This is a genomic window from Pseudomonas sp. VD-NE ins, assembly GCF_031882575.1.
Lineage (GTDB): Bacteria > Pseudomonadota > Gammaproteobacteria > Pseudomonadales > Pseudomonadaceae > Aquipseudomonas > Aquipseudomonas fluorescens_BZ.
On the sequence record NZ_CP134772.1, the window covers coordinates 691,930 to 711,817 of the forward strand.

Annotated in this window: 16 protein-coding genes; 5 read left to right on the plus strand and 11 right to left on the minus strand. The window is 61.2% G+C overall.

What is annotated here, in order from left to right:
- Nucleotides 1–13 precede the first annotated feature (13 nt).
- The gene (gene urtA / locus RMV17_RS02905; RefSeq protein ID WP_108224428.1) at nt 14–1,279 is read right to left on the minus strand and encodes an urea ABC transporter substrate-binding protein; all 1,266 of its coding nucleotides are present in this window, start codon (nt 1,277–1,279) and stop codon (nt 14–16) included.
- A gap of 307 nt (nt 1,280–1,586) precedes the next feature.
- Between urtA and RMV17_RS02910 the strand changes: the two genes are divergently transcribed.
- Nucleotides 1,587–6,398: a DUF4329 domain-containing protein gene (locus tag RMV17_RS02910; RefSeq protein ID WP_311885461.1), complete on the plus strand. Its 4,812-nt coding sequence runs from the start codon at nt 1,587–1,589 to the stop codon at nt 6,396–6,398.
- A 68-nt stretch (nt 6,399–6,466) separates the two neighbouring features.
- Here the strand turns inward: RMV17_RS02910 and RMV17_RS02915 are convergent, their stop codons facing one another.
- From RMV17_RS02915 to cbiE, 10 genes are all read right to left on the minus strand, one after another.
- Nucleotides 6,467–7,840 carry a PepSY domain-containing protein gene (locus RMV17_RS02915; RefSeq protein ID WP_108224431.1) on the minus strand — a complete coding sequence of 458 codons (1,374 nt, stop codon included), beginning with the start codon at nt 7,838–7,840 and terminating at the stop codon, nt 6,467–6,469.
- Nucleotides 7,841–7,940: 100 nt separating this feature from the next.
- Nucleotides 7,941–10,061: a TonB-dependent copper receptor gene (locus RMV17_RS02920; protein WP_311885464.1), complete on the minus strand. Its 2,121-nt coding sequence runs from the start codon at nt 10,059–10,061 to the stop codon at nt 7,941–7,943.
- Nucleotides 10,062–10,145: 84 nt separating this feature from the next.
- Nucleotides 10,146–10,592, minus strand: coding sequence for a DUF2946 domain-containing protein (locus tag RMV17_RS02925; protein WP_311885466.1), 447 nt, complete (start codon nt 10,590–10,592; stop codon nt 10,146–10,148).
- A gap of 21 nt (nt 10,593–10,613) precedes the next feature.
- Nucleotides 10,614–11,093 (minus strand): copper chaperone PCu(A)C, encoded by a 480-nt coding sequence (locus RMV17_RS02930; protein ID WP_311885468.1) that lies wholly within the window; start codon nt 11,091–11,093, stop codon nt 10,614–10,616.
- 48 nt (nt 11,094–11,141) lie between these two features.
- Complete coding sequence (locus RMV17_RS02935; RefSeq protein WP_311885471.1) at nt 11,142–11,540, minus strand: DUF2946 domain-containing protein; 399 nt, start codon at nt 11,538–11,540, stop codon at nt 11,142–11,144.
- Nucleotides 11,541–11,652: 112 nt separating this feature from the next.
- Entirely contained in the window at nt 11,653–11,976 is a 324-nt protein-coding gene (locus tag RMV17_RS02940) for a DNA-binding protein (RefSeq protein ID WP_025111781.1), read from the minus strand.
- A 3-nt stretch (nt 11,977–11,979) separates the two neighbouring features.
- Nucleotides 11,980–12,315 (minus strand): type II toxin-antitoxin system RelE/ParE family toxin, encoded by a 336-nt coding sequence (locus RMV17_RS02945; protein ID WP_008078140.1) that lies wholly within the window; start codon nt 12,313–12,315, stop codon nt 11,980–11,982.
- 56 nt (nt 12,316–12,371) lie between these two features.
- Nucleotides 12,372–13,097: a cobalt-precorrin-6A reductase gene (locus RMV17_RS02950; protein ID WP_311885474.1), complete on the minus strand. Its 726-nt coding sequence runs from the start codon at nt 13,095–13,097 to the stop codon at nt 12,372–12,374.
- A complete protein-coding gene (locus RMV17_RS02955) occupies nt 13,094–14,191 on the minus strand; it encodes a cobalt-precorrin-5B (C(1))-methyltransferase (protein ID WP_311885476.1) in 1,098 nt (365 codons plus the stop codon). Before RMV17_RS02955 ends, RMV17_RS02950 begins: the two co-directional genes overlap by 4 nt.
- Nucleotides 14,184–15,395: a precorrin-6y C5,15-methyltransferase (decarboxylating) subunit CbiE gene (gene cbiE / locus RMV17_RS02960; RefSeq protein ID WP_311885478.1), complete on the minus strand. Its 1,212-nt coding sequence runs from the start codon at nt 15,393–15,395 to the stop codon at nt 14,184–14,186. Before cbiE ends, RMV17_RS02955 begins: the two co-directional genes overlap by 8 nt.
- Nucleotides 15,396–15,527: 132 nt before the next feature.
- On the opposite strand from cbiE, the gene cobG reads away from it, so the two are divergent.
- From cobG to cobJ, 4 genes are read left to right on the plus strand one after another with little or no spacing between them, the layout of a single operon-like run.
- Complete coding sequence (gene cobG, locus RMV17_RS02965) at nt 15,528–16,826, plus strand: precorrin-3B synthase (RefSeq protein ID WP_311885480.1); 1,299 nt, start codon at nt 15,528–15,530, stop codon at nt 16,824–16,826.
- Nucleotides 16,819–17,445, plus strand: coding sequence for a precorrin-8X methylmutase (locus tag RMV17_RS02970; protein ID WP_034151575.1), 627 nt, complete (start codon nt 16,819–16,821; stop codon nt 17,443–17,445). Before cobG ends, RMV17_RS02970 begins: the two co-directional genes overlap by 8 nt.
- Nucleotides 17,442–18,176 carry a precorrin-2 C(20)-methyltransferase gene (locus tag RMV17_RS02975; RefSeq protein ID WP_409373112.1) on the plus strand — a complete coding sequence of 245 codons (735 nt, stop codon included), beginning with the start codon at nt 17,442–17,444 and terminating at the stop codon, nt 18,174–18,176. The genes RMV17_RS02970 and RMV17_RS02975 overlap by 4 nt, the downstream gene beginning before the upstream one ends.
- On the plus strand, nt 18,176–19,876 hold the full coding sequence (gene cobJ, locus RMV17_RS02980; protein ID WP_311885482.1) for a precorrin-3B C(17)-methyltransferase: 1,701 nt from the start codon (nt 18,176–18,178) through the stop codon (nt 19,874–19,876). Before RMV17_RS02975 ends, cobJ begins: the two co-directional genes overlap by 1 nt.
- Nucleotides 19,877–19,888: the final 12 nt, after the last annotated feature.

Sequence of the window (19,888 nt, forward strand, 5' to 3'; positions counted from 1 at the left end):
ACCCAAGTCAGACTCAGTTGCTCTTCACCGCATAATCCGGCTTCTTGTCGTTGCCCTGAATGAAGGGGCTCCACGGTTGCGCGCGGATCGGCCCTTCGGTCTGCCACACCACGTTGAACTGACCGTCGCTCTGAATCTCGCCGATCATCACCGGTTTGTGCAGGTGGTGATTGGTCTTGTCCATGGTCAGCGTGTAACCGGACGGCGCGGCAAAGGTCTGGCCGGCGAGGGCGTCGCGGACTTTGTCGACGTCGGTGGATTTGGCTTTCTCAACCGCTTGCGCCCACATGTGGATGCCGACGTAAGTGGCTTCCATCGGGTCGTTGGTCACGGCTTTGTCCGCGCCCGGCAGGTTGTGTTTCTTCGCGTAGGCCTTCCAGTCATCGACGAACTTCTTGTTCACCGGATTCTCTACCGACTCGAAGTAGTTCCACGCCGCGAGGTTGCCCACCAGCGGTTTGGTATCGATGCCGCGCAGTTCTTCTTCGCCGACCGAGAACGCCACAACCGGTACGTCGGTGGCTTTCAGACCCTGGTTGGCCAGCTCTTTATAGAACGGCACGTTGGAGTCGCCGTTGACGGTCGAGATCACCGCAGTCTTGCCACCGGCCGAGAATTTTTTGATGTTGGCGACGATGGTTTGATAGTCGCTGTGACCGAACGGCGTGTAGACCTCTTCGATGTCCTTGTCGGCGACGCCTTTGGAGTGCAGGAACGAGCGCAGGATCTTGTTGGTGGTGCGCGGGTAGACGTAGTCGGTGCCGAGCAGGAAGTAGCGCTTGGCGCTGCCACCTTCTTCACTCATCAAATATTCAACGGCGGGGATCGCTTGCTGGTTCGGCGCGGCGCCGGTGTAGAACACGTTCGGCGACATCTCTTCGCCTTCGTATTGCACCGGGTAAAACAGCAAACCGTTGAGCTCTTCGAACACCGGCAACACCGATTTGCGCGACACCGAGGTCCAGCAGCCGAACACCACGGCGACCTTGTCCTGGGTCAGCAACTGCCGGCCTTTCTCAGCGAACAGCGGCCAGTTCGATGCCGGATCCACCACCACCGGCTCAAGCATCTTGCCGTTGACGCCGCCCTTGGCGTTGATCTCGTCGATGGTCATCAGCGCCATGTCTTTGAGCGATGTTTCGGAGATCGCCATGGTGCCGGACAACGAATGCAGAATCCCGACCTTGATGGTCTCGGCGGCCTGGACAGTCCAGGTCATGCCCATCGCGGCAATGGATGCCGTGAGTGTGAAAGCCTTGATCAAACTGCGACGCTTCATTGTGCGATCTCCATGAACATTTAATTTTTCTGGTTGGCAGATGCGGACGACTGAAGGTGTGTTTTGCAAGGGCTGTGCCCGGTCGGGATCGGGTAGGAAAATGTCGTGTTAGAGCGGTTGCACAGCAGTAGCGCGCACCAGTAAGGCACAGGGTGCGGGCGTTGGTGCGTCCAGGTGCGCCAGATTGGGGCGCGCCTGTGCTGGCAGATGAGGATACATAAACGATAAACATGTACCACGGGCCCGCAGGCCTGCAGGACCACACTCATTCGATCGTTATCCGATTCTTTTTCGCAGGATGCTTATGATGAATGACGTGTCAGGTCAGACCGGCCGCACTGGAATACCTTCCCGCAATTTCAGGATGCCTTCCCTGAGTCCCGCGTTCCTCACGGAGGAGGATGCAGCCTATTGGGTCCATAACCGGATACCTCTGAAGACGGACAGGGAATATGGCAGCGTGATCCTGCTTCGCCCGGATGGGCGATTCGTCGCAACCTCACCGATCCCGGGAGAAGTCACACGCTTCGATTTCGGTACCATCATCGAAGTCGATGCCGCAGGCCACTACGTGCACCCTCGTGGCTATAAATGCGTGGCGAACCTGCATTGCCATGCGCCTCTGTACGAGGAAGTTCGCAAAGCCAATCCGCGTCAGGATGAACGGATGATAAGGCTGTTCATCAATTTTTTCTCCGATCTGGATTTTGTCGCGGATGTGGCAGCGAAGGACTTTTTTCGCAGTGCTTATCTGTCCGGACCCGATGGAACCTTGCTCAAATATTCGCCGAGTGGCTCGAAAGAGGAGTTCAGTTACTACCTCTGGCGCAAGGCCGGCTCGCCGGCGGGTAATCCGGTGGGGACTTATGACGTCATGAGCATCATCAACAGACTTGCGTCCGTGGGTGAACTGAAAGTCATTGTTTCGCACGCAGACTGGGGGCATTCCGTCGGTCAAGTGCCGCCGGACTGGAAAGCCGGCCAGCCGTTTAACAAAGGCAGGGTGACCGGGTTACCACTGATGACCCGCGTCTGTGCCAGTGCTGAACGCGCCGTTCTCGCGGCACTGAAGTCCAGAGGCGCGCAAACCTGGGGGCTGCTGCTGAAAAAGACTGCCGGCGAGGAGTATGTAGCGACCCATGCGCGGCCGGCCGGACTGGCGTCATGGGATCCTGCGAAGATCTTTGCGGCGGATGTTGAGGGTCAACTGCAGTTGCCCAAAGGCTATGAGCTGGAAGGCTTCTACTACGCATCACGCCCGGATCCTTCGCAGTTTCCTCCTGCTCAACCGTGGCTCTACGAGAATTTCTTCACGCCGCAGGAGATAGCTTTGGCCATTGCCTGTCAGGGCCGGAGCAGAAAGCTGTCGGCGGTCCGCCGGCCTTTGTCGCTGTACATGCTGGCGCAAGATGCCTCCATGTTGAAGTACAGCTTCAGCGGCAGTGAGATTGAAAGCGCACTGAGCGTCGAGCATTCCGACGGGGCGATCAACGATGCCGGGGTGCAATCCAGACTGTTGAACGGGGCATTGCAGCCACGGGAATTTGTCTCGATGCTGATATTGGCTGGCCGGCTCGAGGTAGTGCGGGGCAGCGCGCTATGGGCGCGTTTGGGGAGGCTGGACCTGGCGTGGGCGCCTTTCGCGGACTTCCCCTGGCCGCTATTGAGTCGGGCGTTTTTATCCGCCGATGACGCCGTTCGGTATGCCCACGAACAAGTCGGAATTCGACGTGACCGCCAGTACGCAGGCTATGTATTTCAGCGCAGCGACAAACGCTTTGTGGTCACCGAGCCGCTGGAAGGGGACATCGATGCGCTTGACCAGGGGCAGCTTTATCCTCGGGATAATCGAGGGCGTGCGGTTTTTCCCGACAACCACGTGTTGCATGCCCGTTATGTCTCCCATGTAGCGCTCTCGCGGCTGGAACCGGTCGATATCGATTACCGGCAGTGGACGTTTGAGGAGGCATTGCTCAGCCTGCAGATGTTGAGAGTCGAGGAGATCCGCCAGGTATTGCTTGATGAGACCGTTCTGTATTGCTCCGCTGCCAAGGACAGCCTGGTCAGATTCGCATCTTATGCAACCCTGGCTTCGAAGGATCTGGCGAGACGCCTGGGAACACGCTTGCACCCCGGTCCATTGGCTCTGGATCTGGACAAGGGCAGCAAACGCCCGCAAGACTTCATCAGGGAGCAGGTGGCGGCCGGTGAGTTGTTCAACCTGCTCGATAACGAGTTGTGGGGCTATCGCGGACAAATAGTCCCGGGCTGGAGCTTGCCGGCATCGCCGGAGGTGACAACAACTGAACCGATGACGCCTTTTCCGACGCTGCCCACGCCATCGGGGGCCGAACCAAAGCTACCGCCGTTTCCCTCATCCACTTCGCCCCGGCCGATATCGCTTTGGCCTTTGCCATGGAAGCGGCCGGAGTTCGTCATGTACGGTGCGGTCTATTCCTCGGCGGACGCAGCGGCAGAGCATCTGTTTGCTCGCGACGGCCGCCTGCATGATGAGCGCCGAGCCTGGTTCGGATTCATCCTCAAGCACGAGGTTCGGGAAGAATACATTGGCACTGAACTGTTTCCCGTCAGCGCTCGGGACAGCGATCCGTTTCGCCTGGATTCCGTGTTTGCGTCTCGACGGTCGGCACCCTGGTACCAGTACCCGGAAGGCTTCGGGATGTATGGGAGCTTTTATGTGCATCAGCGAATAAGAGCACCATCGAGCAGCCCCGAGAGCTGGCTGGGGCAGTATTTCATATCGCCAGACAATCTGACCGCGGCGATGTACTACGGTCGCCGTCGGCCTGTCATCGCGTCGTCGCCCGCAGCGTTTTATCTCGCCGCCCGGGACGGTGCTCTGCTGAAGTACGCAAGCAGCACGGCCAGCAAGTTGTTCCACGATGACACGTCCCGGGCAACACTTGACCAGATCAAACAAGGCCTCGCTTCCGGAGCGTGGCTGCCGACTGACTTCATCCATGAAGTCGCCGCGAGCGGTGAACTCTCGGTGGTGCGCACGAGCTTGTGTTGGGATCGCTCAGGACAGGTCACGCCAACGTGGCAGCCGTACGCGAATCTGGAACGTCGATGGCTCGGCCCCGCATTTCAACGCGCTGATGATGCGGCGGCATTTGCCAGATCGGTATTGCCCCGTCTCAGCGACAAGGTTTTCGGCGGCGTGATTGTGCGAAGGCCAGACAACCTCTATGTGGCCACGACGCCCATCGAGGTTTCGCGGGAGGATTTCGACATCACCGAGATCTTTCCGGATGAAGCCAAAACCGCCGGATTGTTTCCTGCTGGCTGCAGCATCACGGCGCGTTATCGATCCAGAGTGGCGAGGGAACTGTCGGTCATTCTTTCTCGTGTTGAAAAGCAGATTTACCTCAACATGCTGTCGGTTGACACCGTGTATTTGGCCTTCACCCGCAAGCCGGCGAGGACCTGGGATGAATACCTGTTCGGACCCGACGGTTCGTTGATTCGCTATCAGCCGGGAATATGGGAGCGCGTGCGAGGCGACCTGTTGGCCGTTCTGACGGATTACAAAGCGGTACCGGCCGACCTGGATGGTGATGCGATCAAGCAGCGCATACGTAGCGCAAAACTGAAACCGAGTGAATGGGTCGACGCGCTGGCGAAGGCGGGTTACTTGCAGGTTGTCATCGGCAGTGACATCTGGGGCTTGCCGCGCCAGGTGAGTCACTGGGTTGATTATTCCGCGGATCTGCAGCCCGTAATGGATTACACCAGGGCGACAAGCGCCCCTCTGTGCAGTCCGGTGTTCATTCAGGCAGACGCTGCCGCGCGGTATGTTCATGACGTGGTGGTGAGCAGGGATACCCAGACTTTCGGTTTCATACTGCGCGCTCGGGATGGCTTGTTCCTCGCCAGTCTGCCCGTTGAGGTGCAACGCTCTGAACTGGCCGTGGATCGGGTATTCGAACAGGCCCGACTGCTTTCAGGCTACGCACTGGACTCGATTTATCTGCGTGCAGCACTGCCTCCACTCGGCGCAAGGCCCAATGATTTGCGCCATTTCCTCCTGACTCCCAACGATGTCCAGCAAGCCTGCCGACGGGCCAGTACGCCGCAGGGGTACAAACCGATCTACATTTCCTGTGCCGATGGCGCGTTGTTGAAACTGCAATTGCATGCCTTTGAGCCTGGTGTGTTCTACGACAGGTTCGGGCAGGTTGAATTGCGCCCCAATACGTTTGTTTCACGCGAGCAGGCGGCGATTGATGAACGAGACATAGCCAAAGGTCTGTTCAGATTTACAGACTACGTGCAGCGGATGGCCCGGGCCGGCCGACTCGACGTCATTGAAACCAGTGATTACTGGTCGCGGCATGGTCAAGTGGATGAGCTTTGGCAACCGCGTATGACCGATGCTTCCAGCGAGCAACGCTGGCGCGACAATCCGGTGCCGGCGTTGGGGCCGGTCTTTCATCACTCTGACGATGCCGCCCGGTATGCGCAGCAGCGCACGGACGATGCTGTTCCCGGCGAAACCGGTTACGAGGGCGCGATCCTGGCGCGACTGACGAGCAGTCGATTTGTCCCGCTCGAGCCAATAGCCTGGTCTGCCTATGAAGAAGACCCTCTGTTACGCCTGTTCCGCTCGTCGAAGGATCCTTCGGTGAACTGGCGAAACCCGGTGGCGCGATATCCCAACGGCTATATTTTCGTGGCCAGCCACCAGTTCCATTTGTCGGGCAATACCACGCTTGCACCGGACACCGACGATGTCGGAGCCAATTTCGCTGCGCCTGCGCGGGTTCATGAGCACACACATGTGCTTAAAGGCAAAGGGTTCGATATTCAGGATTATTACTACTCAACGCCGAACCACGTGTTGATCAAGTACACGCCCGTTTATTCGCTGGCCGAAAGAACCTTATTGCTCACTCGCCCGGTGGATTTCGAAGCCGGGCGTTGGGTCAGCCGGCTTAGCCCGGGCGAGTTTGTCTCGCAGCTCATGGAACTGGGTGAGTTCAGGGTGCTGATCGCAGGGCATTACTGGCGTCAGACCGGACGAATGGGCACCGCCTGGAGGGCTCGTCGCCAGCAGTCTGCAACTGAGGGTGGTGCGCGAGTCAGGGACGAGTTGTAACGCTCGATCCAGCGGCTACATGGCCGGGAGTGTGCCGCCGTCGGCGGCCACTCCACATTGAGCCCGATTTACGTCGAGGCAGATTCAGCTTGCCGGTCAAAGCGCGATAGCAGCAATCGATCCAGTAACCAGACGACCACCAGCGAAGCGCCTACCAGCGGAAACACCACCGCCAAGGCCAACATGATCACCACGCCGGTTTTCCACTTCGGCAAATCATGACGCAACGGCGGTACGCCGAATTTGCCCTGTGGCCGACGCTTCCACCAGATCACCACGCCGCTGACAGCGCTGAGCAGAATCATCAGGCAGATCAGCAGTACGACGATCTGGTTGAAGGTGCCGAACATCTTGCCCTCGTGGAGCATCACGCCGATCTCGGTGGCGCGAGCGACGCTGCCGTACTGTTCGAAACGCACATCGGCGAGGACCTTGCCGGTGTATTGATCGATGTGCAGGGTGGCGTCGTTGCGCGGGTCGTCGGCGAACACGGCGATGGTGAACACGCCGGTGGCGGTGGTTGGCAGGGTGATGCTGTAGCCCGGTTCGACCTTGCGCTCGGTAGCGATGTTTTGCACATCTTGCAGGCTGATGGCGGGTGCTGCGGGGCCAGCGTTGGTGGCGCCGTGGTTCATGTGTTCGGCGTGGTCGCCGGACATTGGCATCGGCGTGTTTTCCATCGCCCAGGGCACGGTCTGGCGCGTGGCGCTGTTAAGGGTTCGCGCCTCGACGTCGGAGGTCGGCACGTTGTCCCACATCGCCGCCGGGAACACGTTCCACACCTGCGCGTATTGCTTGCCCCAGAAACCGGTCCAGGTCATGCCGCTGAGCAACATTACCAGCAGCAACGTCGCCCCCCAGAACCCGGTGACCGCGTGCAGATCACGCCACAGCACGCGGCCGCGACTGTTCAGCCGTGGCCACAAAATGCCCGCGGCCTGACCGCGTGGCCACCACAGGAACAGGCCGGACACCACCAGCACCACGCCCCAGCCGGCGGCCATTTCGATGAGGCGGTCACCGACGGTGCCGATCATCAACTCACCGTGGATGGCGCGGGCGATGGCTTGCAGATTCTGCTTGGCATCCTGCTCACCGAGAATGTCGCCGTGGTACGGATCGACGAATACGTTGAGCTCCTGCCCGGCATTCTTTACTACAAACTGTGCGCTGCGTTCGGCGTTGACCGGTGGCAGGTACTGGGTGATCTGGCCTTGTGGGTAAGCGCTTGTTACCCGCTGCAGCAGATCATCGGCCGGGACAGTGTGATGGCCGGCGGGGACGTTGAGCAGGCTGCTGTACATCAGCGAATCGAGCTGCGGTTTGAACAGGTAGATGATGCCGGTCAGGGCCAGCATCACCATGAAGGGGGCGACGAAGAGACCGGCGTAAAAATGCCAACGCCAGGCCAGGTTGTAGAAATTCGGTTTGGGCTGTTTCATCACGTGTGCTCCGCTTAGCGAATTTTTTAGAGCAAAAGATCGCAGCCTTCGGCAGCTCCTACAGGGGTACATGCGGGCTGCGATCCTTTGGCTTTTCTTGTTAGAAACTCATGTCGACCTTGGTCCAGAGCGTGCGCCCCGGCTCATTGATCGCTTGCGGGTCGTTGGCCGGGTAGCCGAACCCGGCGTTGCCCGCCAGGTTCAGGTGTTCGGCGTAAGCCTTGCCGAACAGGTTGTCGACGCCGCTGCTGACCTTCCAGTTCTTGTTGATCCGATAGGCACCGTTAAGCGAGAACACGCCGAAGCCTGAACTCTTGTCGTAATCCTTGCCGACCACGTTGCCCTTGTTCTGGTCGATACGGTTCTGCGCGGCAACCACCCTCCACAGTGCGCCAGCGCTCCAGTTGTCTTCGGAATAGGTCAGACCGAGGCGTGCATCCAGCGGCGGCATCTGCGGCAGTGCTTTGCCATCGCTGCTGTTCTTGCCCCAGGCGTAGGCCAGGGTCGCATCGGCTTTCCAGTGGTCGGTGAGTTTGTATGCGGCACCGAGTTCACCGCCCATGATCCGCGCGTCGATGTTCTCGGCGCGCGAGGTGCTCATGCCCATCATTCCGGGCGTGTAGTCGAAGAGGATGTAATCGCGGACCACGCCGATATAACCCGAAGCCCAGGCTTCAAGTTCGGCAGATTTGTAGTTCACGCCGAAGTCGAACTGGGTGGTCTTTTCCGGTTTGATCGAGTCGAACGCGTTGACGGATCCGGCGGGGCCGGACTTGGGCGAAAACAGCTCCCAGTAATCCGGAAAGCGCTGTGCATGACCGAGGCCCGCATAGAGCGTGGTCGGACTGTCGGCGAGATCATGCTCGTAGCGGATGAACCCGCTGGGCAAGGTGTCGGCGCGGGTGTCGTCGGCGGTCGGGTTCGGGCGGGACATCATTCCCGAGCCGGTGGTCTGCCGATAATCCTTGGCCGAAGCGCGGTCGACGCGGGCGCCGCTGATCAGCCGGTCACGGTCGGCGGCGTACCAGGTCATCTCGCTGAACACGCCATAGTTGTGGAAATCGGCATCCTTGCTGTACGGCTGATCCTTGTAGGTATCGATGCCCATGCCGCTGCGCTGGCGGTGTTCGTTGGTCTGCGCGTCGAGGCCGGTGATCAACTGAATATCAGCCCAACGCCAGGTGGCCTTGATCCGTGCGCCGAGGGTGCGGCGATCGACATTGGACGCCATCGGCCCCGACATCATGCCGGTGCCGGACGGCGTGCGCAGGGTGTAGTTGTCCATCACGTGGTCGGCGTAGTTGTAGTAGACCTGCGCTTCGAGTTTCTCCAGCACGTCAGTGATGTTGGATTTCTCGAAACGCAGACCGAGGCTTTCACGCAGGAACTGCGAACCGTCCATGCCGCGTCCGGCGTAGCGTGCTTCACCATCGCCCTTGCCGGCGGTCAGTTCGATCAGGGTGTCGGCATCCGGGGTCCAGCCGACTGCGATATCGCCGTTCCACTTGTCGTAGCGCGAGGCGACGATGTCGTTGTTGCCGTCGCGGTAATCGTCGGAATGCGCGGTGTTGCCGATCACGCGAACATAGCCCAACGGGCCACCGGCAGCGGCGTCGACGACCTTGTCGAAGCGTCCGTGGGAGCCAGCCAGAATGCTCGCGTTCACCCGCGTGCCGAGTTCGCCGAAGCTTTCCGGCTCGCGATCAAACAGCACCGTGCCCGCCGATGCACCCGGGCCCCAAAGCACGGTTTGCGGGCCTTTGATCACGGTGAGTTTGTCGTAGGTTTCCGGCGAGATGTACGAGGTCGGCGCATCCATTCGCCCCGGGCAGGCGCCTAGCATCATGCTGCCGTTGGTGAGGATGTTCAGGCGTGAGCCGAACATGCCGCGCAGCACCGGATCGCCGTTGGTGCCGCCATTGCGCACCAGCGCAAAGCCCGGAATGGTCTTCAGATAATCGCCGCCGTCACTGGCCGGCACCGGTTGGCGCGGGTCTTTTGGGTTGGTGACGACGGTCAGCGGTGAACTCGGGGCTATCGCGGTAATGACCGTCGGGCTGAGTTCTTCGTTGTGGCCGGCATGCTCATCGGCCAGCACCAGCGGGGACAGCAGGGCGCCGCAAAGGACGGCGGTAGCGTGCCTGAAACGAATCCGCGATTCGTTCAAAGCGAAGGACGCCGGGGCAGAACCCGAGCGTGGAACAGCAGCAAACCTGGACATGACAATTTCCATCAAACAGTCGTAAACGACACGGCCGGCAGCCTGAAGCTGTCTTCTCAACCGTGTGCAATCAAAGGTGCGTGTCTACGTTGCGATGGGCGGGGCGCGGCTGCGGGCGCCGGGGAAGAAGGTTTGCCGGGCATGACCCAGGCGTGGCGAGGGCGGGGTGAAGGTGTTCAGCGGCGGGATATTGAAGGCGACGAAGTCACCACCGCCGGTCAGTGCCGGGCAATTGAACAGCAGGCTGCAATAGCCGCATTTTTCCCATAACACATGGTGCGTGGATTGTGGCGGGCAGTGTTCGGCTGAGGGCTTGGCGTCGTGGCCGCTGTGATCCATGCCCGGCATGTCCATCGACATGTCCATGCTCATCGGCATCGATGTCGAGGCGTGTTGATCCATCGGCATCGACTGAGAAATCAGTGGGCCGATGAAGATCATCAACATGGCGAACAGGGCGATCCAGCTGCCGCGAGTCAGAGTTTGAGTCTGACGGCGTTGCCGGGAGGGCCTGGCGCTCAGCGGGCGCATGGGCGGAGTTTGCCGGAAGGCTTACTGGGCGTGCGCGTGGGCCTGCGTGGTTTCCGGCGGCTTCTTCTGCACCGAGACTTCGACGGTGACGTCACCGGCCTTCTCGAAATGCATGGTCAGCGGGAAGCGCTTGCCGTCACTGAGCAGGCTGCGATCGGTCGGGTTAAGCAGCATCACGTGATAGGCCATCGGCGCAAACGTCACGTTGCCGCCGGCCGGGATTTTCACGTTCGGCACTTGCTGCATCTTCATCAGATCGCCCTGCATCACGTGCTCGTGCAGTTGCGCTTCAGGAGCAATCGGCGAGTCGACGCTGAGCAACCGATCGTCAGTTTTGCCGGCGTTGTGAATGATGAAATAGGCGGCGACCGTCGGCGCATTCGGCGGCAATTCTTGCGACCACGGATGGGCGATTTCCAGCTCGCCGGCCTTGTATTCGTGAGCATGGGCAAAGCACGCCGGCAGCAGCAGTGCAGCGACGATGATGAGTTTGTTCAACATGGCAGTTCTCCAGAACGATTTGAAACGCAGGTCAATTGCGCGAACAAATCAAACCAGAGGGGAAGCGCGGGGATTGAGACTTGGCCATTGCTGGCGCGGCGTCGGTGTTTGCAGAGAGGCGGGCGCCACGCTGCGATTGCTTTCGTAACGGGCGAAATACAGCTGCGGCGAATGCCCTGGCAGCGCCACCAATGGCGCCGAGCCCGAGCAACACCAGCAATGCTGCATGTTCGAATGAGTGTCGTTGGTCGGGGCCTTTTGATCGGTGGCGCCGATGTTGATCGCCACCATCTTGGTCCCGCTGCCGGTGCAGAAACTGCTCCAGAGCAACTGTTCGACCGGTGAACCGGCCGCCTGCGCCATCGCTCCCGTCATCGGCATGGCGAGCATGTTGAACAGCACTGCAAAGCAGGCGATCCAGGCAATTGCCAGCCGGTGTCGGTTCATGGGACAGATCCATTGGGTGGGCGATCAGGCGCGGCTATTTAGCCTGATCAGGGCCGATAAGTAAAAAAGCGTCGTGCGGTTTGGTGTCGCAGCGAACTCTTCAATTACGCACTTAATTCACGGGTACGGCATGAACTTGCATATCTACACCAAGCGTAGCGCGGATTACCGAAAATATTTTGGCCAGGTTATCCATGCTCGGATTGCCTTTGGCTGAAAGCATTCGATGCAAGCTTTTACTCGGCTTTTCGGTCTCCCTCGCGAGCTCTTCGAAGCCGACAGTCGCATTGACGAGGTCGCGCAGAATTATTCTGGCCATTTCTGGCTCGCCATTCAGGAACAGAGTTGCGGCCTCATCCAGTAATGCTTGAGCAAACTCCGGGTCTCGTTGGGCGCGTTCTGCGATTGAATGTTTGTAGCTTCGAGTGAGAACCATCAATTACCTCCGGTTCTGTTCAGCTTTTTTCCGAATTCGGAATTCGGCTATCAAGGCTTTCGCCTGTTTGATGTCTTTCTTTTGAGTCGATTTGTCGCCGCCACCAAACAAAATGATCAGACGTTTTCCTTCTTGTATCAGGTAGATCCGGTAACCTGGCCCCCAATTGATTTTGTATTCACCCAAGCCATCGAACCATTTGATATTGGAAGTATTGCCCAATTCCAACCTGACCATGGCATTTGAGACCTTCAGTGCCGCCTGCACGCTCAAAGTGGAGATCCACCGACCAAATGGGCTTGATTCGTCTTCTTGTAGATATTCTTCGAGTGTGATCACGGCCAGCCCTGAAGGTAACAAATAGGTTACTTATCATGCAAGCTGTGGATCTTGCCCTATGAGATGAACTCCGCCAACGCAGCAAGTGTTTCTTGAAGCGACAGAAACTCCCGATCAACCCCCGGCAACTCCGGTCGCTTCAACACAATCACCGGCACCCCACGTTCACGCGCCACTTCCAGCTTCGGCTCGGTGGCGGTGCTGCCGCTGTTCTTGCTGATCAATACATCGATCTGCCGCCGCTCGAACAGTGCGCGCTCATCCTCCAGCAGAAACGGCCCACGCGCGCCGATCACTTCGCAGCGTTCGTTGCCGGGGTAGACGTCGAGGGCGCGCAGGGTCCAGAACTGCTCCGCTGGAATTTCATCGAGGTGTTGCAGCGGTTCGCGGCCAAGGGTGAATAGCGGGCGGCGGAAAGGCTTGAGCGCAGTGATCAGCTCGGCCCAGTCGCTGACTTCGCGCCAGTCATCACCGGGCTGCGGCTGCCATGCCGGGCGGCGCAGGGCCCAGCAGGGGATGTCGGTCAGTCGCGCGCCGGTCGCGGCGTTCCGGCTGATCTGTGCGGCATAGGGATGTGTGGCGTCGAGCAACAGATCGATGCCTTCGTCGCGAATGAATTGCGCCAGACCTTCAGCGCCACCGTAACCACCGACACGCACCTGACAGATCAGATCCGTTGGCACCCGGCCAACACCGGCGAGGCTGTAGATATGTGGCGGCGCGAGCGTGCGGGCAATTGCCAACGCTTCCGTCACGCCGCCCAACAGCAGAATCCGCTTCATGCAAAACCTCCGGCATGCCCGACAATGCCGCCCTGACGATCAATAGCAAACACCTCGACCTGTACCTGTGCCGGCACTACGCTGCGGGCGAAATTCAACGCATGTCGGCAGACCTCATCACCGAGGGCGATCCCCGTCGCACTGGCCATCGCCAAGGCTTGCTGACTGGTATTGGCCTCGCGAATGCCTTGCTGCAACGCCTCATCGGCGCCAATCGCCGCTGCCCACTTCGCCAGTTGCGGCAAGTCGATACTTGAATGCCGCGAGTGCAAGTCCATGTGCCCAGCCGCCAGTTTGCTGATCTTGCCGAAGCCGCCGCACAGGCTGAGTTTATCCACAGGCACTTTGCGCAGATGCTTGAGCACCGCACCGACGAAATCACCCATTTCGATCAGGGCAATTTCCGGCAGATCGTAGACCCGGCGCATGGTGTCTTCGCTGGCGTTGCCGGTGCAGGCGGCGATGTGCAGATAACCGTTGGTTTTCGCCACGTCAATGCCTTGGTGGATCGAAGCAATGTAAGCCGCGCAAGAGAACGGCCGGACGATGCCGCTGGTGCCGAGAATTGATAATCCACCGAGGATGCCCAGTCGCGGATTCATGGTTTTCAGCGCCAGCGCTTCGCCGCCTTCGACGTTGACGGTGACGTCGAAACCACCGCCGTAGCCAGTTTCGGCGGCGAGCAATGTCAGGTGGTCGCTGATCATTTTGCGCGGCACCGGGTTGATTGCCGGCTCACCAACGCCGAGCACCAGGCCCGGCCGCGTTACGGTGCCAACGCCTGCGCCGGCATTGAAACGAATCCCCGGCTCACTCAGCAGCCGTACCCGCGAATAGAGCAGCGCGCCGTGGGTCACGTCGGGATCGTCACCGGCATCCTTGATCGTCCCGGCCTCGGCGCCGTCATCGGTCAAACGACAGAACTCCAGACGCATCTGCACTTGCTTGCCTTTGGGCAACACGATCTGCACCGCATCCGCCGACAGCCCGCCGAGCAACAGGCGCGCGGCGGCGAGGCTGGTGGCGGTGGCGCAGCTGCCGGTAGTCAGGCCGCTGCGCAGGGGCGTGGGTTGTTCGGCGGTTTCGTCACGCATCGAGGGGTTTGACCAGATCGAGCAGAGTGATTGGCAGCGCTTGCCGCCAAGTGTCGAACTCGCCGAGCGGCTGCGCCTGGGCGACATGGATGCGCGTGAGTTCGCCGCCATAACGTTCGCGCCAGTTCATTAGGGCCACTTCGCTTTGCAACGTCACAGCGTTGGCGACCAGACGGCCACCGGGTTTGAGGTGTTCCCAGCAGGTTTCGAAGACGCCCTCTCGGGTGACGCCGCCGCCGATGAAAATCGCGTCCGGGCGCTCCAGCCCGGCCAGTGCCAGCGGTGCTTTGCCGCGAATCAATTGCAGGCCTGGCACCCCCAGCGCATCGCGGTTGTGCTCGATCAATTGCTGACGGCCGTTATCGGCTTCGATGGCCAGGGTGCGGCAGCTCGGGTGCGCGCGCATCCATTCGATGCCGATCGAGCCACTGCCGGCGCCGACATCCCAGAGCAGTTCGCCGGGTGTCGGGGCGAGGCGGGCGAGGGTAATGGCGCGCACATCGCGTTTGGTCAGTTGGCCGTCATGCTGGAACGCTGAGTCTGGCAATCCAGCAAGGCGTGACAGGCGCGGGGTATTGGCATCGGCCAGACATTCGACGGCGATGACATTGAGGTCGGCTATCGGCGTGTCACTCCAGGCGTTGGCGCTGCTGTCGATGCGTCGTTCGGCGTCGCCGCCAAGATGCTCGAGAACGCACATCCGGCTCGAACCGAAGCCGCGTTCACAAAGCAACTGCGCGACCGCCGCGGGGCTCTGACCGTCGTTGCTCAACAACAACAGCCGCACGCCACTGAACAGGTGGGCATTGAGCGCCGCCAGCGGTCGGGCCACCAGCGACAGCGTCACCACGTCCTGCAACGGCCAGCCGAGGCGGGCCGCAGCCAGCGAGCACGACGACGGTGCGGGCAGAATCAGCATTTCGTCGCTTGGCACCTGGCGGGCGAGGCTCGCCCCGACGCCGTAGAACATCGGGTCACCGCTGGCCAGCACGCAGACCGCTTCGCCGCGCTGCTCAAGCACCGGTGCGAGGGAAAACGGGGTGGGCCACAATTGCCGTTCGCCGCGAATGCACACTGGCAGCAGATCCAGTTGGCGCTGGCCACCGATGATCCGCGAGGCGCCCAGCAGGGCACGCCGGGCGTTTTTGCCCAGGCCCTTGAAGCCGTCTTCACCGATTCCCACTACCGTCAGCCAGGGTGACATCTATATTCCTCTAAACAGGCCGTTCCGACGGGCAGTCTTTTCATGCCAGCGGACAAAGCAGGCATAATACCGCGCCTTCGCCCGCGAAGCGCCTTTCCCACGCAGCCGGTCAGCCCCTTGAACGAACGCCCGATGTCCACCGCTTTACGCCCCTCGGCCTGCCCGGGGTTGCTGCGTATCGTCCAGGCACTGGACGGCGGCATCTGTCGGATCAAGCTCAATGGCGGCTCGATCAGTGCCGATCAGGCCGACGCGGTGGCCGAGGCCGCCGAACAGTTCGCCGGCGGAGCCATCGAGGCAACCAATCGCGCCAATCTGCAAATCCGTGGGATCGGCCTGCAATCTGCTGCACTGATCGAGCGCTTGCTCGCTGCCGGTCTTGGTCCGCGCACGGCGGCCGGTGACGATGTGCGTAACCTGATGCTCAGCCCGGCCGCGGGTATCGACCGGCAGATGCGCGTCGATACCCGCGCACTGGCCGGACAGATCCTCGACACCTTGCAAAGCCATCCACGGTTCCACGAACTGAGCGCCAAGTTCGCCGTGCAACTGGATGGCGGTGAAGCGCTGGCGATGCTCGAACATCCGCATGATCTGTGGTTGTCGGCGTTCGAGCGTGACGGTGAAACCTTGCTCGCGTTCGGTCTGGCCGGATGCCCGACGGATCGCGCGATCGGCGCGGTGGCGCTGGAACATGGCCATGCGCTGGTGGTGGCAGTGCTGGAGCTGTTCCTGGCGTTGGCGCGTCCCGAGCAGACGCGCATGCGCCATTTGCTCGAGGAATGGCCGATGTTGGCCATTCTCGAACAACTGAGAACGTGTCTGCCGATCAAGGCAATCAGCCAGTGGCAGCGCATGGCCGTGGCGGACGATCTGCACATCGGTGTTCATCCACAGAATACGGCGGGTCAGGTGTACATCGGTGCAGTGCCGGCGCTGGGCCGTCTCGATCCGGCGATGCTGCGCGGGGCTGCGCAACTGGCCCGCCAGTTCGGCAATGGCAGCCTGCGTTTCACGCCTTGGCAAAGCCTGCTGCTGCCGGACGTCAAAGCCAGCGATGCGGCTCAGGTGCTGGAAGGTCTTGAGCAACTGCACCTGTTGACCCGCGCTGCCGAGCCCCTCTCGCGCCTGATCGCCTGCACCGGTGCCAGTGGCTGCGGCAAAGGCCTGGCCGACACCAAGCAGGACGCCCGCCATCTGGCGACCTTGCTGCCCTCGGCCGTCAACGTCCACCTCAGCGGGTGCACGCGTTCTTGCGCTGCCGCCCACTGTGCCCCGGTGACGTTGCTGGCCGTCAATCCCGGTCATTACGACCTCTATTTTCGCGATGCAACGCAGCCGGGTTTCGGCGCGCTGCACGCACGCAACCTTACTATTGAAGCGGCCGCGACCCTGCTCGCCGCCCGCTCTCGGAGCCTCATTGATGCTTGATTACATCCGCGACGGTCAGGAGATTTATCGCAACTCCTTCGCGATCATTCGCAGCGAGGCCAATCTGGCGCGCATCCCGGCCGATCTGGAAAAACTCGCGGTGCGGGTGATCCACGCCTGCGGCATGGTCGAGGCCATCGACGGTCTGCAGTTCTCCGAAGGTGCCGGCAAGGCCGGGCGCGATGCGCTGGCGGCCGGTGCGCCGATCCTCTGCGATGCGCGAATGGTCTCCGAAGGCGTGACCCGTGCGCGCCTGCCGGCCAACAACGAAGTGATCTGCACCTTGCGTGATGAGAGCGTGCCGGAACTGGCGCGTGAACTGGGCAACACCCGTTCCGCCGCCGCACTGGAGCTGTGGCGTCCGCATCTGGAAGGCAGCGTCGTGGTGATCGGCAACGCGCCGACCGCACTGTTTTATCTGCTGGAAATGCTCGACGCCGGCGCACCGAAACCGGCGCTGATCCTCGGCTTCCCGGTCGGCTTTGTCGGCGCCGCCGAATCGAAAGCCGCCCTGGCCGCTGACAGCCGTGGCGTGCCGTTCGTGATCATGCAAGGCCGCCTCGGTGGCAGTGCCATGGCCGCCGCTGCGGTCAATGCCCTCGCCACGGAGGTCGAATGATGCAGGCCAAAGGACGTTTGCTTGGCCTGGGCGTTGGCCCGGGTGATCCGGAACTGATTACCGTCAAGGCGCTGCGTTTGTTGCGTGAGTCGCCAGTGGTCGCGTACTTCGTCGCCAAGGGCAAAAAGGGCAACGCGTTCGGGATTATCGAGGCGCATCTGCAAGACGCACAGAATCTGCTGCCGTTGGTCTACCCGGTGACCACCGAAGCGCTGCCGGCGCCGCTTTCCTATGAGCAGGTCATCAGCGATTTCTACGATGAAGCTGCCGAGACCGTGGCTGCACATCTGGATGCCGGTCGCGATGTGGCGGTGATCTGTGAGGGTGATCCGTTCTTCTACGGTTCCTACATGTACCTGCACGATCGCCTCGCCAGCCGTTACGAAGCCCAAGTGGTGCCGGGCGTGTGCTCGATGCTCGGCGGCGCTTCGGTGCTCGGTGCGCCGCTGGTGTATCGCAATCAGAGCCTGTCGGTGCTCTCCGGTGTATTGCCCCATGAAGAGTTGAAGCGGCGTCTGGCCGATGCCGACGCGGCGGTGATCATGAAGCTGGGGCGCAACTTCCCGAAAGTGCGTCAGGTGCTGGAAGAACTCGGTCTGGCCGAACGCGCGCTGTATGTCGAGCGTGCAACCATGGCCAATCAGAAGATCGTGCCGATGGATCAGGTCGAGCCGATGTCGTCGCCGTACTTCTCGCTGATCATCGTGCCGGGCGAACGGTGGCAAGGCTGATGACTCAATCCACCCCCGCCATCGTCATCCTCGGTCAGGGCAGCCTGGCCACCGCGCGGCGCATTCAGCAGGTCTATCCGGCGGCGCAGATCCACGGCCTTGCCGGGCGGGTCGAAGGCGCCGATTGCACGTATCAGGAGTTCGGCGCGACCCTGCGTGCGCTGTATCAGCAAGACACACCGATCATTGCCCTGTGCGCGGCCGGCATTGTCATCCGCACGCTGGCGCCGCTGTTGCTGGAAAAGGGCGCCGAACCGGCAGTGCTCGCCGTGGCCGAAGACGGCAGCGCCGTGGTGCCGCTGTTGGGCGGCCTCGGCGGGGTGAATGTCATGGCGCGAGAGATCGCTGCCGGATTGCAAGTCGCAGCGGCGATCACCACCAGCGGCGAGTTACGCTTTGGCACGTGCCTGCTCAACCCGCCGAGTGGTTACGCGCTGGGCGATCTGGAACTGGGCAAGCGTTTTGTCTCCGATCTGTTGGCCGGTCACAGCGTGCGCATCGAAGGCGCGGCACCGTGGCTGGATCAGGCGCAACTGCCGGAAGATCCGCAGGCACAGCGCTCGATTCATGTCGGCAGTGCCGCGCGTGAGGCGAGTGCCAGTGAGCTGCTGATCTATCCGCGCAGCGTGGCGGTGGCGGTGAGTGCTGAAATAGCAGACCTGCCGGATGCTGTTCGCAGCGCGTTGCAGCAGTCAAAGATCGCCCTGCAATCGCTGGCCTGCCTGCTGGCCAGCGAGACGCAAATGGCTTCGCCACTTTTGCGTGAAGCGGCGCTTGAATTGGGTGTACCGCTGCGCTTTGTCGCGGCGCAAAGCGATATCGAAACCCTGGCGCGTGTCGCCGCGCCCGAGGCGACAGTCGTGGCCGGCCACGGCATGGCAATCGCGGTCGCCGAGCAGCCGTTAGATGTTTCCAGCATTGGCCGGCCACGCGGCCGTCTCGCCGTGATCGGCCTCGGCCCCGGCGCTGCCGAACTGATGGTGCCAGCGGTAAAGGCCGAACTGGCGCGCGCCACCGATGTGCTCGGTTACGAAACCTACGTACGCATGGCCGGGCCGTTTCGCGACGATCAAGTGCAGCACTGCACCGACAACCGCGAAGAGATGCAGCGCGCCCGCCACGCTTTCAGGCTGGCAGCCGAGGGGCGTTCGGTGATTGTTGTGTCCTCGGGCGATCCGGGTGTGTTCGCCATGGCCGCCGCAGTGCTTGAAGCGTTGCACGAGTCCTCGGACCCGGCGTGGCACAGCGTCGATCTGGAAATCCTCCCGGGCGTGTCGGCCTCGCTGGCTACCGCCGCGCAGGCCGGTGCACCGCTGGGTCATGACTTCTGCGTGATGTCGCTGTCGGACAACCTGAAACCCTGGTCGATCATCGAGAAACGTCTGGATCTGGCCGCTGAAGCGGATCTGGCCCTGGCGTTCTACAACCCGATCTCCCGTGCACGTCCGTGGCAACTGGGCAGGGCGCTGGAGATCGTCGCGCAGCATCGCACGCCGCAAACACCGGTGGTGTTGGGCCGCGACATCGGCCGTCCGGGGCAGACCTTGCGCACCACGACGTTGGGCGCATTAACTCCCGAGCAGGTGGATATGCGCACCATGGTGTTGATTGGTTCTTCGACCACCTGCACGTTCCCGCGCGGCGACGGCGGCGTCTGGGTTTACACACCGCGCTGGTACGGTGAAAAACCTGTGGTTTGAGAACGTCGTGTC